Raw genomic sequence first — 16,535 nt, 5'->3', positions numbered from 1 at the left:
GATACCAATGGGGGAAAGGGGGAGTTGTGCCTGAATGCCGGAAACTGGCTAAATAATCGCCAACTTCGACCATGACCACTCGGATCTGGCACTACCAGGCTTGGTCTGCGAAGGTTGTTGGAGCACTATGAGAAATCCGGGCTAGAGTATCCAACTCCGTTTTGACCCTGAGCATTTCACTTTGCGAGCCGATGCCATAGTCAAGCCTCTGTTCCGTTACGGTGGCCAGTTGCTCGACCAAAGCGCGTGTCTCATGATGGAGATTGATCGCTTCATTGGTATACCACCAATATGCATACGCCTCCTTAACGCGAGCTGTCAGCTGCCTTATTAGCCACTGAGTCTCCTGCTGGGCGGCAAGCATTCCGGCCTCCGCTGCCTTGCGAGACGCCGACAGATGATCCGGCCAGGGCAGCTGCTGGCTTACCTCAAAGCGATGCCCAACTGTATTAGGTCCCTCTAGAGTTTCAGGCGCAATGCCATACTTGATGACCGGGTCGGCCCAAGTATCTGAGCCCTCCACTTTGGCTTCTGACATTTCGGCGACAGATCTTTGCGCGCCCAGAGTCGCGTTATTGGTCAGAGCCTCTTGAACCCAATCGTCAACGACCTCAATAGGTTCGGCGTTTATCGGCAAGGCCATTGTGATCAGCAGGATCAGAACGGTTTGGATGCCAATGGGTCTAATCATCGGAATGTTCCTTTTTTGGCGATTTTTTTCAGCCGTGCGCGCTGCCAGAGATAGAAAATCACCGGAATCAGCAGCAGGGTCAGGATCAACGTGGTGACCATGCCACCGATCATCGGGCCGGCGATGCGTTGCATGACTTCTGAGCCGGTGCCACTGCCCAGCATGATGGGCACCAGGCCAGCTACAATGGCCGCGAAGGTCATCATGATCGGACGCACCCGTTGCGCAGCACCGTCACTGATCGCCTTGCGCAGGGCATCTGCCGACAGCTGGCCTGATTGATGATCCACGGTTTCCAAAGCGTTATGCAGAGACTGGTTCAGGTACACCAGCATCAGGACTCCGATCTCCACCGCCACCCCGGCCAGGGCAATAAAACCGACGGCCACGGCCACGGAGAGGTTGTAACCCAGCAGATACATCAGCCAGATGCCACCGATCATGCCGAATGGCAGGGTGCCGAGAATAATGCCCACCTCGGTCAGGTTGCGGAAGTTCAGGTACAGCAGAATGATGATGATGGCCAGGGTCAGCGGCACCACCAGCGTCAGGCGTTCCTTGGCCCGCTGCATATACTCATATTGGCCAGACCAAGTCAGGGAGTAGCCAGCAGGTAGATCCACCTGTTCTTGCACCACGGACTGCGCCTCCCTTACCCAACTGCCCAGATCCCGGCCCTCGATATCCACCAGAGTCCAGCCATTGATACGGGCGTTTTCCGACTTGATCATGGGCGGCCCCTGGTCGATCCGGATATCCGCCACATCGGCCAACGCGATACGCTGGCCATTGGGTGTCACCATCGGCAGCAGGCGCATCTGCTCCACCGAATCCCGGTAACCCTGGGGATAGCGCAGATTGATAGGATAGCGCTCCAGACCCTCCACCGTGTTGGCCACGTTCATGCCGCCAATCGCGGTACGTACGACCGATTGAATGTCTGCGATATTCAGCCCGAAACGAGCGGCAGCCTCGCGCTGTATATCCACCTTGATGTAGCGTCCGCCGGCCACCCGCTCGGAAAACGCAGAGGCTGTGCCGGGTATGTCAGTCAACACCCGCTCGAGCTCTTCCCCTATACCCTGGATCACCGCCAGGTCAGGACCGGCCACCTTGATGCCGACTGGGGTCTTGATGCCCGTGGAGAGCATGTCGATGCGGGTTTTGATCGGCATGACCCAGGCGTTAGTAAGGCCCGGAAGTCTGACGGTCCTGTCCAGTTCCCGGCGCAGAGATTCCGGCGTCATGCCGGGTCGCCACTGGTCCCGTGGTTTGAACTGGATAAAGGTCTCAATCATGGTCAGCGGGGCAGGATCGGTGGCCGTATCGGCGCGGCCAATTTTTCCGAACACGGTCTCCACTTCCGGAATACTGGCAATCAGCTTGTCGGTCTGTTGCAGAATCTGTCGGGCCTTGCCAATGGAGATACCAGGATAGGTGGTGGGCATGTACATCAGATCCCCCTCGTCCAGAGGCGGCATGAATTCACTGCCCAGCTTGTTGGCCGGCCAGAAGCCGATGATCAGCACCACCAGGCCTCCGGCAAGCATCAATGCCGGCCGTCGCAAAGCCCAGCCGATAATCGGTCGGTACAGGGCGATCAGCAGTCGGTTGATGGGATTGCGATGTTCTGGCAATACCTTGCCACGGATGAAATAGCCCATCAGCACTGGAACGAGAGTGATGGCCAGCCCGGCTGCCGCCGCCATGGCGTAGGTTTTGGTGAACGCCAGGGGGGCGAAGAGCTTGCCCTCCTGAGCCTCCAGGGTGAAGACCGGCAGAAAGCTCACGGTGATGATCATCAGTGAGAAAAACAGCGCGGGCCCCACCTCACCCGCGGCCCGCGACATCACGGCCCATCGGTTTTCCGGTGTCAGCGGGGTTCGCTCCATGTGTTTATGGACGTTCTCCACCATCACGATGGCCCCGTCCACCATGGCGCCGATGGCAATGGCAATACCCCCGAGGGACATGATATTGGCGTTGATGCCCTGGGCGTGCATCACCACGAACGCCGCAAGGATACCTACGGGCAGACTGACGATGACCACCAGCGACGACCGTAGATGGAACAGGAATACTGCGCAAATAAGGACGACCACCAGGAACTCTTTCAATAACTTGCCATACAGGTTGTCCACGGCGTTATTAATGAGTGTGGAGCGATCGTAGGTAGGAACCACTTCTACACCATCGGGGAGGCTGGTTTTGATGTCCTCCAAGCGTTGCTTGACCCCTTCGATGGTTTTCAAGGCGTTCTCACCGAAACGCATCACCACAATGCCTCCGGCCACTTCCCCTTCCCCATTCAGTTCGGCGATACCGCGACGGACCTGTGGGCCAAGCTGCACATCGGCCACGTCTTTCAGTAACAGGGGCTTGCCGTTGTCGTTGACCCCCAGGGGGACCTGTCGCAGATCGTCTTCGTTCTGCAGGTAGCCGGTGACCCGTACCATGTATTCCGCCTCGGCCATCTCCACCACCGAGGCGCCGGTTTCCTGGTTGGCGCTGTTGATGGCGGAATGGATGCGCTGCAGGGTAATGTCGTGGGCCCGCAGTCTGTCCGGGTTCACCACGACCTGATACTGTTTCACCATGCCGCCAACGCTGGCGACCTCGGATACACCGGGCACGGTTTGCAGTTCAAACTTCAGGAACCAGTCCTGAATAGCCCGCAGTTCCGACAGGTCATGCTGACCGGTGCGGTCCACCAGGGCGTAGGAGTATACCCAGCCAACGCCGGTTGCATCCGGCCCCAGCTCTGGTTTGGCGGCATCGGGCAATTGCCCGGCCACCTGGCTCAGGTACTCCAATACCCGGGAGCGGGCCCAGTACAGATCGGTGTTGTCATCGAAAATGACATAGACAAAGGAATCACCAAAAAAGGGGTATCCGGATTTTTTGGTTGATTGGCTCATATCATGATGACGGAACCAACCATCAGCTCAGCGGATTACCTGGTTGATGACGACTCTTCTTCACGGCCCCTGCAAGTTTGCAGCAACGCCCAGGTTCGCATGCCGAGATACGCAGTGAGGCTTCGCGATCAACACACCATGCATTCACAATGTCACTGCAAGGTCCGGCATGTCTCTGCTCAGTCCTTACGGCCTGAGCTAGCCCTATACAGCTGTTGTTTGCTCTCCTCGCTGATCCCCGTCAGGATGCCGCAGGCATTGATCTCCCGACCCTCGTTGCAACTCGCCCTCAGTGAAACGAGTTGTTGCTCAAGCGCTTGCAGAGCAGTTATCTGCGACCGCACATGAGAGATGTGGTCATCGAGCATGGCGTTGACGGCGGTACAAGGCTGGCGAGGGTCGTCCTGATAGCTCTGTAGCTCGCGAATCTCTGTCAGTGACAGGTCCAGAATTCGGCAGCGGCGGATAAAGGCAAGCCACTCGCCATGCTTCTCGGTATAGACACGGTAACCATTCTCCTGCCGTTCTGGCGGCGGCAACAGGCCCTGCTGCTCATAGAAGCGGATCGTCTGCGTGTCGATACCCGCTATCTGGGCTAACTGACCAATGCGCATCAGGCTTACTCCTCAACGGATCATCTGTCCCATTGACCTTATAGTAGCTATATAGTTTTTAATACTAGCAATCTATGTTGGTTAACTGGAGCCGTATCGTGAGTAAAGCCTGTGGTGGCCCATGTAGCTGCGATGCAACGCCTGCAGCGGATACCGATATGCCGGTCTCCTCCGAAGCGTCAGGGGAATGGGTCAGCGTGTATGCTGTGCCGAAGATGGATTGTCCCTCAGAAGAACGGATGATCCGCTTGGCGCTGAACGGCTTTGATGAGATTCGAACGCTGTCCTTCGACTTGTCGAACCGCCGATTGGAGGTCGTGCATGACGGCGAGGCTGAGCCCATTACCGCGAAACTGGCGACCTTGGGGCTAGGCGCCTCTCTTCAGGAAACCGTCATTGCCGACCCAGAGACGATCAAGGCCGCTGAGAGCTCGGCGGTCTCTGCTACGCAGGAGTCAGGCACTCTGCGCGTGTTGCTCGGTATCAATGCGATCATGTTCGTGGTGGAAATGACTGCTGGCCTGATCGCCCAGTCTACCGGCCTGATCGCTGATTCCCTGGATATGTTTGCCGATGCAGCCGTCTATGGCCTGGCTCTCTATGCCGTAGGGCGCAGTGCGAAAATGCAGGTACGTGCCGCGCATCTGGCAGGGGTACTGCAACTGATTTTGGCTATCGGCGTACTCGTCGAGGTGGTGCGACGCTTTGTTTTCGGTAGTGAGCCTGAATCGCTGATGATGATGGCGATCGCCTTCGTCGCGTTGATCGCCAATACCGGTTGCCTGCTGTTGATATCCAAGCACCGCGAAGGCGGCGCGCATATGAAGGCAAGCTGGATATTCTCGGCCAATGATGTGGTTATCAATCTGGGAGTTATCCTTGCGGGGCTTCTTGTTGCCTGGACCGGTTCAAACTATCCGGATCTGGTTATTGGCGGCGTTGTGGGAGGCATTGTATTCATTGGTGCCAAGCGCATCCTTGCACTAAAAGGATAATTCGATGTCTGAACACCGTGCTAGTTTTTCTACGTTTATCTTTCTCGGCTTTTCCACACTGGTAGCGCTGGCCGACCAGCTTATTAAATGGCTCGTCCAGCAATCCATGGCTTACGGGCAATCGGTTGAGATCACTCCTTTCTTTAATTGGGTGCACGTATGGAATAAAGGCACTGCCTTTAGTCTCTTCGCCGATGGCGGGGGCTGGCAGCGATATTTTTTTATTGCGATAGCCGTTGTCGTCTCGGCTGTTCTGGTCAAATTGATGCGGGACAGCCATAAGCGAACAGAAGCCCTGGCCTATGCGATGGTACTTGGCGGTGCATTCGGAAATGTCATCGACCGAGTTTTTCGAGGCTATGTTGTCGATTACCTGGATTTTCATTGGCAATCCCGGCACTGGCCGGCGTTCAACCTTGCCGACGTGTTCATCGTCCTGGGCGTGGCCATGATTTTGGTCACGAGCTTCACAGCCGAGAAAGGTGCCGGGAATAACATGGAAAATCGCCAGAATGGCTAGTTTTCGCGCGGTCGCAACACTCGCTAAGCCCTCTGAGCCAGGCTTAGCGAGTGTTGCGACTACGTTTAATTGAACAGCAACGACCAAGGAGAAAACAATGGGCCACGAGCATGCTCACATGTCACCGGATACTAAGGATAAGAGAGTTGCAGTAGCTATCTGGGCGAACGGTATCCTAACCTTGGCTCAGATCGCTGGAGGGATCTTCGCTGGCAGCTTGGCGCTGATAGCCGACGCTATACACAACTTTTCGGATATGGCGTCACTATTTATCGCATTTGCGGCGCGGAAGATTGCACGCCGCCCGGCCGACTCGAAGATGACCTTTGGCTACGGGAGAATTGAGGTTGTTGCGGCACTCATAAATTACACCACTTTGATAATGATCGGGGCATATTTGATCTACGAAGGTGGCATGCGATTCATAGATCCCCCGGAAATCAAGGGGTGGTGGGTAGTTTGGCTTGGCATTATCGCATTGGTAGTGGATGGTTTGACCGCGCTGCTTACTTACTCCATGCAAAAGGACAGCGTCAACATCCGTGCGCTGTTTCTACACAACTTGTCTGATGCGTTTGCGTCAATTGCAGTCGTTGTAGGCGGCGCCCTGATTCTCCTGTACGACATGCGTTGGGTTGATCCCGCGATCACAATTGGTATCGCAAGCTATATTCTCTACCTGGGTCTAACGGAAATCGGCGGAACCATCCGGACACTCATGCTGGGTAGTCCATTGGATATCGACACAGATTCTGTCATCGAGGCTTTATCAAACGTAGAAGGCGTTTTAGACCTTCACCACGTACATTTCTGGCAGATGGGTGAGCATGATGCCTCCCTCGACGCCCATGTGGTGGTCGAAATAAGTGCCTGGAATGAACTTGAAAAAGTCAAGGGTGGGATAAAACGAACTTTGGAAAACGAGTTCGGCATCACTCATTCAACATTGGAGTTTGAACATCCTGATCACAGTCACAAAGATGCCCATACTTATGGCCATGGCTAGCAGGGCTGCTGAAAAGGGTACCGTGTGGCAGATATGCTGCGAATGGCCGACATTCCACTCGGTTACGAGCACGCCATGCGAGACGTAATTGAACGCCACCAGGTCTGGGCCTACCTCATCGCTGTTGTTTTCGGACTGTCTGTGGATTGGACATCGTCCCTCGGTGACAGTGTGCCGGATTACTTAATCTGGGGGTTGCTCGGAGTTCTGCTCTACGCCACATTTACTCAAACACCGTTGACCCACCTGTCTGATATGTTCCGGGACCGTCGGTTCATGGGTGCCTTGCTCACCGGAAATTTTCTGGTCATGCCGGCGATCACTGCCTTGCTGATATTGGCGCTGCCGGACAATGACGCGCTGAAGTTGGGAGTGCTTCTGGTATTGCTGATGCCCTGTACCGACTGGTTTGTCACCTTCACTCACCTAGGCAAGGGGGACAGCACCCGAGCCATTGCGGCAACACCGGTTCTGCTGATTGCTCAACTGGGTCTTCTTCCACTTTACCTCTGGCTTTTCATGGGTAATCAGTTCGACGTGAATCTTGAGCTTGGGCGGCACCTCCTGCCGGCCTTTGGCGGGCTGATTATTGTCCCGCTTATCCTGGCATTTCTGACTGAAAAATGGGCCGAAAACTCCAGAAAAGCCATCGGGTTCATTCGCTTCATGGGTCTGATGCCGGTCCCTCTGCTGACAGTCGTACTGTTCATCATCTCAATGACACAGGTCAGCCAGATCGACAGTACCGGCTCACTTATCTGGCCCTTGATGATTCTGTTTCCGGCCTATCTTCTAGCTGCGGCTCTGGTTGGAAAGGCTCTGCGCCGGGTCTTTCGATTACCGGTAGAAACCGGTCGCACCGTCATCTTCAGCCTAGGAACACGCAACTCCTTCGTGGTTTTACCTTTGGCACTGTCAATGCCAGAGGCCTGGGCTGTGGCCGTCGTGGTGATTGTCGTCCAGTCTTTGTTGGAACTGTTTGGAATGATGCTTTATCTGCGGTGGGTGCCTAGTCGGCTGCTACCGGACACCTGAATAATCTGAAACCCGTAAACTCATTTAAAATAGGAAAATCTCCCGTGCAAACCCGAACCCTGGTCATCAGTCTCCTTCTTTTTTGTCTGGTTGTCTTTGCTGGTGCTTTTGTTATTTACGATCGCTCCCAGGGCACTAATGAACCCGCCGTTGTTGAAAAAACGCCACTGGTGAGGGATTACTCTCCCGTTATTGGCCCTGAGGACGCGCCGGTAACCATTGTCGAGTTCTTCGACCCATCCTGCGAAGGTTGTCGCGCCATGCATCCCTATGTGAAACAGATTCAGGCTGCCTACCCGGACAACGTGCGTCTGGTACTGCGCTACGTATTGTTTCACAAAGGCTCGGAAGAGGCCGTCAGAATCCTGGAAACCGCCCGTGAACAGGGGGTCTATGAGCCGGTACTGGACGCTGTTATGGAAGCACAACCGAAATGGCACGATGATCCAAAGGTCGCCGCAGCATGGGATGCGGCGGAGTCAGCCGGACTTGATGTCGAAGCCGCTCGGGCCGGTATGAACTCACCCGAGATTGACGGCATTATTCAACAGGATGCTGCGGACGTTAAGGCGGTTGGAATTTCCGGAACCCCAACATTCTACGTTAACGGAGACACCTTGAGCCGCCTGGGGCCTCAGGAACTGTACGACCTGGTGACATCCAAGGTAGGGTCACTGAAATAACAACAAAACAACCGGCAACGCTATGTCACTGCTTGACTACCTTTTACCCTACGATTTCTCGCCGCTGACCATACTCAGCTACATGCTCGTGATGGGATTCTATGGCGTCGGGCTAATTCGGATGCCGGAACAGGACCGGCCAGGCTCACTGCGGATCTTTGCGTTCACCCTGGGGGTACTGATCTGTTATGCGGTGATGCAGACCCGCTTCGATTACTACGCACAATACATGTTCTTCGTCCATCGGGGTCAGCACCTGATTCTTCATCATATCGGTCCGATCCTGATCGCCCTGTCCAACCCTTTACCGGTCATGCGGTTCTGGTTCGCAAAAATCAGCCCGGGCTGGAGGCATACATTGAGGCCTCTGGGCTGGGTCTATAACGTTCTGCAACAGCCTTTTATCGCCCTTTTCCTGTTTGTCGGGCTTATCTATTTCTGGCTGTGGCCATCAATCCATTTTGACGCCATGCTCAGCCGGGATCTGTATTGGGTCATGAACTGGAGCATGTTGCTGGATGGCCTGCTGTTCTGGTGGTTGATCTTTGATCCAAGACCGCCGGCGATCACCTCATCGCTGGGGTATGGCAGACGCATGTTGGTTCTGGCCGCCGCAGGTGTGCTTCAGATGTTTCTTGGGGCGTGGATCGTGTTTTCACGTGACATGGTCTATGACGTTTACGAAGTCTGTGGCAGGGCCTGGCCGCTGGACCCGGAAGTCGACCAGCTACTGGGAGGCATGCTGACCTATATTCCTCCGGCCATGATGAGCATTCTTGGCATTCTTCTGATGCTCCGGCGAGCCATGCATCAGGACGGAAAATATACCAACCAATCCAAACAACTTGAGGAAACAGCGTCATGAGAACTCGCTTCTGGCGACAGCGCACCAACATCATATCGGCGACCTTAACGCTGATAGCATCCCTATTGCTGACTGGTTGCTTTGGCAATGACGAGGAAGACTGGAACGGTAAAAACATCAGTGGCTTGATGCCTGAGCTGGAATTCGACCTGATCAATAGCCAGGGCAAGTCTGTATCTGGCGATGATTACAGTGGCCGCGTGAGAATGCTGTTTTTCGGGTTCACCTCGTGCCCCGATGTTTGCCCGACCGCCCTGCAAAAACTCAATCAGGCAACCAGTGGCCTGGACCCCGCGCTTCAGGATGAAGTACTCACTTTGTTCGTGAGTGTCGATCCGAAACGTGACACGCCTGAGCGTCTCGCAAAATACGTGGATTTCTTCGGCGACAATATTGTAGGACTCACTGGAAAAGAACCCCAGCTTCGTGAACTGGCAAAACGATATAGAACAACCTTCGGTTATGACGAACCTGCCGCTGATGGAAATTATGCGGTGTCACACAGCAGCGCGATTTATGTATTTGATCGCGAAGGTAACCCCCGCCTCTTAATGCGGCCCGATCTGAGTAGAGAAGAAATTCGGCATGACCTCGTTGCTCTTATTCAGGAGGATGCCTGACTGAATAGACTGTCCCAACTCGAATTGAGACAGTCCTGGTTGGCGGGCACATACAAAGTGGTTAAGCAGAGCCGGAGAGTGTCTCGATAATTCGGCAGTCCATAATAACTCCGCCGTCACAACACGCACTCAGTCTTTCCAACTCGTGTTCCATTGCATGTAGATCTTTCAGTCGAGAGCGCACTTGAACCAGTTGTTGTTCAACTTTGGCGTCCACACCCGCACAGGACTCCTGCTGACGATCCGCCAGTGAAAGCAGTTCACGAATATCGTCAAGGCTAAATCCGAGCCCGCGGCTTCGTCGAATAAACAGCAGCCGCGAATGATCCTCTTCGGAGTAGAGACGATAGCCCGACTCCGAGCGGGTCGCTTTCGGCAACAGTCCAATTTTTTCGTAATAACGGATGGTCACGGGCTTAACGCCCGTATCATCAGCTAGCCGACCGACCGTGTTCCTTTTTTCGCTCATCGCTATTGACCTTATAGTTACTATAACCACCAGTGTATCGATGTATTGCACGTTTTAGGAGGGTTCGTCGTGGACAGCTGCTGTGAAAACAAGGCCGGTGAACTGGCACAATTGCGAGCGAGCCAAAGCCGGGTGCTTTACATTGCGCTTGCCATCAACGCAGTGATGTTTGTGGTGGAATTCAGCGCCGGCTGGATTGCAAGCTCTACCGCGTTGCTGGGCGATTCGCTGGATATGTTTGGCGACGCGTCTGTCTATGCACTGACACTGTTCGTGCTGGACCGAAGCCGTCGCGCGCGTGCCGGAGCGGCTTTGTTCAAAGGCGGCTTTATGCTGTTGTTCGGGCTTGTTGTTGTCGCCGATGCCATCCGCAAGCTGGTGATACAGGAAGTGCCCGCCGCCGAGTGGATGGGCGCTGTCGGCGCTCTTGCCCTGTTTGCAAACGGCGTTTGTTTTGTGTTGCTCTACCGTCATCGTGCGGACGATCTCAATATGCGTTCCACCTGGATGTGTTCCAGGAACGATCTGTTCGCCAATAGCAGTGTAATCATTGCGGCAGGATTGGTCGCCCTCACCAATACCCTCTGGCCGGACATCATTGTGGGCCTCGCCATTGCTGCGCTATTCCTGCACTCCGCTTGGCAGGTCATCCGTGAGGGTATGGAGGAATGGCGTGCCGGTGGGGCTGAAACCGCCGATAAATCGAGCAAAGATGAAGGCGATACCGCTGGAAACAGCTGCTGCTCTTCTTCGCAAAGCACTTGTGCCAATGAATCCAGAGAGCCATCCCGGTGACCACCAATAACCGGGTGATTCCATGGGGGCTGCTGCTGTCAGCCTGGCTACTGGCGGCGGGGTCCTCGCTTTCAGCCATCTACATCGGGGAAGTTCTCGGGCAGGCTCCGTGCGTTCTGTGCTGGTTTCAGCGCGCCTTCATGTTTCCGTTGGCGGTGATTCTCGCAGTCGCCTGCTACTACTCGGATTTTAACGTTTGGCGCTACGCTATGCCGCTGTCTGTCATTGGCTCCCTGTTCGCTCTAGCCCACTCACTGCTTTATGTGGGGCTCATTCCACAACCCATTCAGCCCTGCACGGCCACTGGCCCGTCCTGCTCGGGTGACGGAATGACGATATTTGGTGGGCTGCCGCTTCCGTTTCTATCGCTGGCCATTTTTGTTGCCATCATCATTCTGCTCTTGCTTATCCGTCGGAGAGTTCATACATGAATCGTCGTGCCATCTTTGTTGTCGTGTGTCTCGTGCTGATCGCAGCCTTTTCAGCCGCCGTCCTATTCAAGCCACAGCCCCAGCAGCCTCAAAAAACGGCCACCACCGGCGAAAAGTCTGTTGCCGCTGCCGAACCGATCGCGAACCAACAAGCATTGGTACGCTTCCATTCGCCCACATTCGGGCCTGCCGACGCACCGGTGATCATCGTTGAGTTTTTCGACCCCTCCTGCGAAGCCTGCCGGGCGTTCTACCCGATCGTGAAACAGATACTTGCTGAGTATCCAGGCCAGGTGCGGCTTGTTTTGCGGTACACAATGTTCCATCAGGGTTCCGAGGAAGTCTCCAGAATTCTGGAAGCAGCTCGCCTGCAAGATGTCTATGAACCGGTGCTGGAAGCTGTGTTGGAGGTGCAGCCGGCCTGGCACGACGACCCGAAGGTTGCCAAGGCATGGGGAGCGGCCGAGGCAGCCGGTCTGGACCTGTCCCAAGCCCGTGAGGATATGCAATCCGAACGGATAAGCGCCATCCTTGATCAGGACATGCAGGACGTCAAAACCATCGGTGTTCGGGGCACCCCGACTTTTTTCGTGAATGGCCGCCAACTCACGGAGTTTGGTCCCAAACCGCTACTTCGTCTTGTTCAGGAGTCGCTCCCAGACGCACAGAAATAGTCGACCGGTGTCGAACAAAACACGGATGGGCTTGATGCCCTCCACCGTCAACTGAACTCAGAAAATTGAGGACTCACGGAAATGCCAGATCTTGCGACATGGGGAATGCTGGCTGCTTTTTTTGGCGGCCTGGTGTCATTTTTCTCACCCTGCACTCTGCCGCTGGTTCCGGGGTATCTATCGGTCGTTACGGGCGGCACTGTCACAGACCGTTCGAGTCGACTGCAATCTCTGTGGCTCAGTATCTGTTTTGTCCTTGGGTTCAGTGTAGTGTTCATCGCTTTTGGTGCCAGCGCTAGTCTGCTCGGTCAGTGGCTGATGGCCTACCGGCAGGAAGCCAATCTGGTGGCGGGCATTCTGATTGTGCTGATGGGGCTATTTATGCTGGGCTGGTGGAGCATGCCCGCGTTACAGCGCGACTGGCGCTTTGGGCAAACCCTTGAGGGTGGACGGCCCACGGCAGCGTTCCTTCTCGGCTTGGCCTTTGCCGTCGGGTGGACACCGTGTATTGGCCCGATATTGGGCGCTATCCTGGCTCTCAGTTCCACCCATGCGAATGCTGAAACCGGCATGCTGTACCTGGCCGTTTATTCGCTGGGGTTGGCAATTCCATTTTTGGCAACGGCTTTATTTATTAAGCACTTTCGGGCGCGAGTGCGCTGGATGAGCCGCTGGAGTCAGTCACTGAGAATCCTGGCAGGGCTGGTTCTGGTTGTTATGGGGGTAATGGTGCTGACGGGACAGATGACCCGGTTTGCATCATGGATGTTATCCGCATTTCCGGTACTCGGAAGACTCGGTTGATCCCGGGCAAATCTTTGCCCACAACTTAGCTGGCCGATAAGGCAGGAGAACTGAGCAGTGAACAGTGAACTCAAGACGTTCTATCTGACAGAACCGGCAGCAGCCGCTGATGCTGACAATCAGGGCGATGTCGCTACAGCGTTCAGACATCTTGAACGGGCTCATATTCTGAGCCAGAAGTTCGCGTTAGCGCACACGACAACACATTTGCGCATGCTCCGGCTTGGCTGGCACGCGCGCGATGCTCGCGAGGTTCTCGGTCAGCTGGCTCGGGCCTTCGCTGCGTTGCTGGTTTCACGAATCCGGGTTCCTGTCGGCAATACGGGACGTGCCAACGTCAGCGCATTTGAACCGATGGCGGTGCCGGAAGACTTGGCGATTGTTCTGGGACACCAGAATCCTTCCAACACGTAATTGAAGGACACCACTTGATGATCAAACCCTGCTTCCAACACCACGCAAAGCGCTTTGCATCCATTGCATTGATGATGCTGGCAATCCTCCTTGTTGGCTGCATGGGCGATGATCCGCCGGATTGGCACGGGACAGACATCAGCGGCGTGATGCCCAAGCTTGAATTCGATTTGATCGACAGTCAGGGAACACGGGTTTCAGGCGATGATTACAGTGGTCAGGTACGAATGCTGTTTTTCGGATTTACCTCTTGCCCTGATGTTTGCCCCACTGCTCTGCAAAAACTCAGCCAGGCCGTCAGCGGGCTGAGCACGGAAAATCAGGAGGAAGTACTTACGTTGTTCGTCAGTGTCGATCCTCAGCGCGACACACCCGAACGCCTGGCGGAGTACGTCAATTTTTTTGGTGACAAAATCATCGGGCTGACCGGCAACGCCTCTGACCTCCGCACGCTTACCCAGCGATACCGGACGACGTTCGGGCATGAAGAACCGGACGCAGAAGGTGACTATGCCGTTACTCACAGCGGTGCAGTCTATGTGTTTGATCGTGAGGGTAATCCTCGCCTGCTTATCCGGCCGGAAGATTTAAGCGCTCAATCCATTCGGCAGGACCTTGTTGGCCTGCTTGAAGAGGATTACTGAATGACTGGAGGCTCTGGAGGAAAGCTCTGACTCGAATGTTCGCTTTTGTTTAATAGAGGCCACTCGCCGATCACCATGGCCAAGCTCCTTTCAGCGGCATTGCTGCAAAAAATCTCGGATCCACATAGCCTCAGCTGCGCTCAGCTGTAATTGGTAAGTTTTTGTAACCCTATAAAACCGGGCGACATATGCACATTTACCAGAGGGCGGTAACCAGTTTTTCGGGCCCCTGGCACCCTTGCTGCGATTCAAGCTCGCTTATATGACGCTGAATTATACGAAAATCATTGCCGCGTGAGTGAGCGAGTCATTAGTACCAACGATCTCAGACGTGAAGTGGGCAACAAGTATGATGCAACGCATTTCGATTAAAGATCGTTCTGCTCACTCGTATAGTAAAAGCAACACTTTTTAGGCTTTAGTGCAAACTTCCTTACCTCTGTTGCACTGTCAGTAAGAGTTCTCTGCCCGTGACTTGTCGGAATGTGCAGTGTACGGATTCGATAGATGATGGGGCACTCTGCCCCATCAACGTGAACTTATCCTCAGTTATTTGATAGCTTGATCCAGTAGTTTAATTCCTCTGGGAGGACCGGCAATCGGTAACCAACGGTTTTCTCGCAAATCGGAGGGTCTGTTTCTTATGCTTAGTGCTATTAAACATTTGTGTGCCCAGCACTTCAAAAACGTTATCTCCGCCTTCACGGCTCTTGGCTTCAACCTGACAGTAGCTAAACAAATTGGTACGCCGAATCTCCAGAATGATTTCAGGAGTTCCCCTGAGCGAGAGCGATGAGATCCTGGCTAATCTTCTCTGCCCCCTGGTCTGGTCTGATCAGCAGCCGGGCCTGTCCCTGACGGTCAAATATATAAACCGCGCTGCTGTGGGAAACGTCGTAGTTGCCCTTTTCGTTCGGTTCGCCATAACCAAAAGTCGTCCGGTAGCGTTTGGCCAGCTCGCGAAGCTGTGGTTCCGTTCCTGTCAGGCCGACAATATTCTCACCGAAAAAACTGACGTATTTATCCAGACGCTCAGGCGTATCCCGTTCAGGGTCAACGCTCACAAATAACATCAACACGTCGTCCTGAAGTTCAGGTGGCAGGCCACTTTTTGCCCGGCTCAATGTCTGCATAGCGGTCGGGCAAATGTCCGGGCAAGAGGTAAAGCCAAAAAACATCATTCTCACTTTGCCGCTGTAATCCTCTGCCGTTACCTGGTCACCGTCGCTGTTGATCAGGTTGAATTCAAGCTCTGGCATCAGGCCGCTGAGATCTTTGCCGTTGTAGCTAATCTGGTTGTCAGAGCAACCAGCCAGAAACGCAGCCAGCATGATCGTGAAAATTGCCAAAGGCCTGGAGGCCTGTTTTTTGCTAAAACCAAAACTCATTGGGTGGTTTCCTTGGATTGTCTGGAAGGTTTAGGGTATTTCCCGTCCTGGTGCATGGCGCGCCGGAGGATAAGCAGAATGCCGAGGACGCTCATCATGGCCGGCGGTATGTAGGTCAGCATGCCGCCTAGTAGCTGGTCGACGTCAGGGTCAATGGGCCAGGCGCGGCCACAGACTTCATAAACGTCGTAGACCATGTCTCTGGAAAACACGATCCATGCGCCCAGAAACATCTGGAGTACGCCTGCCGCAGCCAGAACCAGCATGCGCCTGCCATAACCCAGTGATGAGGTGATCGCGGGTGGGCGGGGATCAAAAACCAGCCACCAGAAGAGCAGGCCATCCAGCAGCATGCTCCAGTTCATGATCCAGTACAGGTCCCGGCTGAGCATGGCGTCGAAATGGATCGACGGCCAGAGCCAGAAATAGATTAGGCCCACAAACAGGATCAGAGCGATCAAGGGGTATTGAAGCACTTGATACATCCATCCCACTGGCCTGAGAGCGTTCTTCAGGCCGGGGCTCATTTTGGCGTACCAAAACCGCATGATCGGCAAGGGGTTCGAAAGGGCGATCAGGATCGGGCCGATATGATGAAGAATCAGGTGCTGGCCGCGATGGACGAAGAACATGTACTGAGCGTAGTAGTCGAAGCGGGTTTGCATGACGCCATAACAGATCATCACGCCTAGAACGAAGGCGAAAATTCTGAGGCCACCGGGGCGATCTTCATCGGGCATTCGCAGAAGACCGACGCCGTAGAATCCGAGCACGAGCATATAGCTCAGCACGGTCAGTGGCGAGAAATCGTAGGGTAAAAGGTAATCTAGTGTAGTGCATCACAAATAAGGATACATATCTTTCTGCCTGGGTTAGAATAGTCACTATCCCCCGGTGGAGTCATTATCATGCGTGTTGCCCCAGCAATTGAACTGAGCGATACCGCTCGAAAAGCCTTGAAAAAAGCGG

General features: G+C 54.5%; 19 protein-coding genes. 13 read left to right on the top strand and 6 right to left on the bottom strand.

The window, feature by feature from the left end; genetic code table 11:
• Positions 1 to 91: 91 nt before the first annotated feature.
• The 3 genes from ENI00_RS10325 to cadR all read right to left on the bottom strand — a co-directional run bounded on the left by ENI00_RS10325 (position 92) and on the right by cadR (position 4,223).
• Positions 92 to 691, bottom strand: coding sequence for a TolC family protein (locus ENI00_RS10325; RefSeq protein WP_304101738.1), 600 nt, complete (start codon positions 689 to 691; stop codon positions 92 to 94).
• Positions 688 to 3,609, bottom strand: a complete 2,922-nt coding sequence (locus tag ENI00_RS10320) for an efflux RND transporter permease subunit (RefSeq protein ID WP_273085903.1) — start codon at positions 3,607 to 3,609, stop codon at positions 688 to 690. Before ENI00_RS10320 ends, ENI00_RS10325 begins: the two co-directional genes overlap by 4 nt.
• A gap of 179 nt (positions 3,610 to 3,788) precedes the next feature.
• Positions 3,789 to 4,223 (bottom strand): Cd(II)/Pb(II)-responsive transcriptional regulator, encoded by a 435-nt coding sequence (gene cadR / locus ENI00_RS10315; protein WP_008175821.1) that lies wholly within the window; start codon positions 4,221 to 4,223, stop codon positions 3,789 to 3,791.
• Positions 4,224 to 4,321: 98 nt separating this feature from the next.
• Between cadR and ENI00_RS10310 the strand changes: the two genes are divergently transcribed.
• The 7 genes from ENI00_RS10310 to ENI00_RS10280 all read left to right on the top strand — a co-directional run bounded on the left by ENI00_RS10310 (position 4,322) and on the right by ENI00_RS10280 (position 9,947).
• Entirely contained in the window at positions 4,322 to 5,218 is an 897-nt protein-coding gene (locus ENI00_RS10310; RefSeq protein ID WP_123891398.1) for a cation transporter, read from the top strand.
• 4 nt (positions 5,219 to 5,222) lie between these two features.
• A complete protein-coding gene (gene lspA, locus ENI00_RS10305) occupies positions 5,223 to 5,738 on the top strand; it encodes a signal peptidase II (RefSeq protein WP_304101734.1) in 516 nt (171 codons plus the stop codon).
• A gap of 97 nt (positions 5,739 to 5,835) precedes the next feature.
• Positions 5,836 to 6,744 carry a cation diffusion facilitator family transporter gene (locus ENI00_RS10300; protein ID WP_008169406.1) on the top strand — a complete coding sequence of 303 codons (909 nt, stop codon included), beginning with the start codon at positions 5,836 to 5,838 and terminating at the stop codon, positions 6,742 to 6,744.
• Between the two features lie 33 nt (positions 6,745 to 6,777).
• Positions 6,778 to 7,779: an arsenic resistance protein gene (locus ENI00_RS10295; protein ID WP_206769037.1), complete on the top strand. Its 1,002-nt coding sequence runs from the start codon at positions 6,778 to 6,780 to the stop codon at positions 7,777 to 7,779.
• Positions 7,780 to 7,823: 44 nt separating this feature from the next.
• Complete coding sequence (locus ENI00_RS10290; protein ID WP_058091791.1) at positions 7,824 to 8,462, top strand: DsbA family protein; 639 nt, start codon at positions 7,824 to 7,826, stop codon at positions 8,460 to 8,462.
• A gap of 22 nt (positions 8,463 to 8,484) precedes the next feature.
• Positions 8,485 to 9,327 carry a cytochrome c oxidase assembly protein gene (locus ENI00_RS10285; protein ID WP_023010648.1) on the top strand — a complete coding sequence of 281 codons (843 nt, stop codon included), beginning with the start codon at positions 8,485 to 8,487 and terminating at the stop codon, positions 9,325 to 9,327.
• Complete coding sequence (locus ENI00_RS10280; protein WP_123891400.1) at positions 9,324 to 9,947, top strand: SCO family protein; 624 nt, start codon at positions 9,324 to 9,326, stop codon at positions 9,945 to 9,947. The genes ENI00_RS10285 and ENI00_RS10280 overlap by 4 nt, the downstream gene beginning before the upstream one ends.
• 61 nt (positions 9,948 to 10,008) lie before the next feature.
• Here ENI00_RS10280 and ENI00_RS10275 read toward each other — a convergent pair whose 3' ends face one another.
• Positions 10,009 to 10,416, bottom strand: coding sequence for a MerR family transcriptional regulator (locus tag ENI00_RS10275; RefSeq protein ID WP_008173636.1), 408 nt, complete (start codon positions 10,414 to 10,416; stop codon positions 10,009 to 10,011).
• 69 nt (positions 10,417 to 10,485) lie between these two features.
• Here ENI00_RS10275 and ENI00_RS10270 point away from each other — a divergent pair, with 69 nt between their 5' ends.
• From ENI00_RS10270 to ENI00_RS10245, 6 genes are all read left to right on the top strand, one after another.
• Positions 10,486 to 11,211 (top strand): cation diffusion facilitator family transporter, encoded by a 726-nt coding sequence (locus ENI00_RS10270; protein WP_008173639.1) that lies wholly within the window; start codon positions 10,486 to 10,488, stop codon positions 11,209 to 11,211.
• The gene (locus ENI00_RS10265; RefSeq protein WP_008173641.1) at positions 11,208 to 11,642 is read left to right on the top strand and encodes a disulfide bond formation protein B; all 435 of its coding nucleotides are present in this window, start codon (positions 11,208 to 11,210) and stop codon (positions 11,640 to 11,642) included. The genes ENI00_RS10270 and ENI00_RS10265 overlap by 4 nt, the downstream gene beginning before the upstream one ends.
• Positions 11,639 to 12,316 carry a DsbA family protein gene (locus ENI00_RS10260; protein WP_008173644.1) on the top strand — a complete coding sequence of 226 codons (678 nt, stop codon included), beginning with the start codon at positions 11,639 to 11,641 and terminating at the stop codon, positions 12,314 to 12,316. Before ENI00_RS10265 ends, ENI00_RS10260 begins: the two co-directional genes overlap by 4 nt.
• An 81-nt stretch (positions 12,317 to 12,397) precedes the next feature.
• Positions 12,398 to 13,120 (top strand): cytochrome c biogenesis CcdA family protein, encoded by a 723-nt coding sequence (locus ENI00_RS10255; protein WP_008173647.1) that lies wholly within the window; start codon positions 12,398 to 12,400, stop codon positions 13,118 to 13,120.
• Between the two features lie 57 nt (positions 13,121 to 13,177).
• Positions 13,178 to 13,534 carry a DUF3703 domain-containing protein gene (locus ENI00_RS10250; RefSeq protein ID WP_008173648.1) on the top strand — a complete coding sequence of 119 codons (357 nt, stop codon included), beginning with the start codon at positions 13,178 to 13,180 and terminating at the stop codon, positions 13,532 to 13,534.
• A 17-nt stretch (positions 13,535 to 13,551) separates the two neighbouring features.
• Positions 13,552 to 14,178: an SCO family protein gene (locus tag ENI00_RS10245; RefSeq protein ID WP_053113916.1), complete on the top strand. Its 627-nt coding sequence runs from the start codon at positions 13,552 to 13,554 to the stop codon at positions 14,176 to 14,178.
• A gap of 767 nt (positions 14,179 to 14,945) precedes the next feature.
• Here ENI00_RS10245 and ENI00_RS10240 read toward each other — a convergent pair.
• Together ENI00_RS10240 and ENI00_RS10235 are read right to left on the bottom strand one after the other, a co-directional pair.
• Complete coding sequence (locus ENI00_RS10240) at positions 14,946 to 15,566, bottom strand: SCO family protein (RefSeq protein ID WP_071265428.1); 621 nt, start codon at positions 15,564 to 15,566, stop codon at positions 14,946 to 14,948.
• Entirely contained in the window at positions 15,563 to 16,345 is a 783-nt protein-coding gene (locus tag ENI00_RS10235) for a cytochrome c oxidase assembly protein (RefSeq protein WP_304101715.1), read from the bottom strand. Before ENI00_RS10235 ends, ENI00_RS10240 begins: the two co-directional genes overlap by 4 nt.
• Positions 16,346 to 16,535 lie beyond the last annotated feature (190 nt).

Source organism: Marinobacter antarcticus, from assembly GCF_011049865.1.
Classification (GTDB): Bacteria; Pseudomonadota; Gammaproteobacteria; order Pseudomonadales; family Oleiphilaceae; genus Marinobacter; species Marinobacter antarcticus_A.
The sequence above is the reverse complement of the archived record's forward strand: the minus strand, read 5'-3'. Positions and strand labels throughout refer to the sequence as shown.

Coding starts and splice junctions, on each gene's coding strand:
- ENI00_RS10300 (WP_008169406.1), top strand. CDS start 5,836: ATGGGCCACGAGCATGCTCACATGTCACCGGATACTAAGGATAAGAGA.
- ENI00_RS10255 (WP_008173647.1), top strand. CDS start 12,398: ATGCCAGATCTTGCGACATGGGGAATGCTGGCTGCTTTTTTTGGCGGC.
- ENI00_RS10280 (WP_123891400.1), top strand. CDS start 9,324: ATGAGAACTCGCTTCTGGCGACAGCGCACCAACATCATATCGGCGACC.
- ENI00_RS10240 (WP_071265428.1), bottom strand. CDS start 15,566: ATGAGTTTTGGTTTTAGCAAAAAACAGGCCTCCAGGCCTTTGGCAATT.
- ENI00_RS10320 (WP_273085903.1), bottom strand. CDS start 3,609: ATGAGCCAATCAACCAAAAAATCCGGATACCCCTTTTTTGGTGATTCC.
- lspA (WP_304101734.1), top strand. CDS start 5,223: ATGTCTGAACACCGTGCTAGTTTTTCTACGTTTATCTTTCTCGGCTTT.
- ENI00_RS10295 (WP_206769037.1), top strand. CDS start 6,778: ATGCTGCGAATGGCCGACATTCCACTCGGTTACGAGCACGCCATGCGA.
- ENI00_RS10235 (WP_304101715.1), bottom strand. CDS start 16,345: ATGCTCGTGCTCGGATTCTACGGCGTCGGTCTTCTGCGAATGCCCGAT.
- ENI00_RS10325 (WP_304101738.1), bottom strand. CDS start 691: ATGATTAGACCCATTGGCATCCAAACCGTTCTGATCCTGCTGATCACA.
- ENI00_RS10245 (WP_053113916.1), top strand. CDS start 13,552: ATGATCAAACCCTGCTTCCAACACCACGCAAAGCGCTTTGCATCCATT.
- ENI00_RS10260 (WP_008173644.1), top strand. CDS start 11,639: ATGAATCGTCGTGCCATCTTTGTTGTCGTGTGTCTCGTGCTGATCGCA.
- ENI00_RS10275 (WP_008173636.1), bottom strand. CDS start 10,416: ATGAGCGAAAAAAGGAACACGGTCGGTCGGCTAGCTGATGATACGGGC.
- cadR (WP_008175821.1), bottom strand. CDS start 4,223: ATGCGCATTGGTCAGTTAGCCCAGATAGCGGGTATCGACACGCAGACG.
- ENI00_RS10285 (WP_023010648.1), top strand. CDS start 8,485: ATGTCACTGCTTGACTACCTTTTACCCTACGATTTCTCGCCGCTGACC.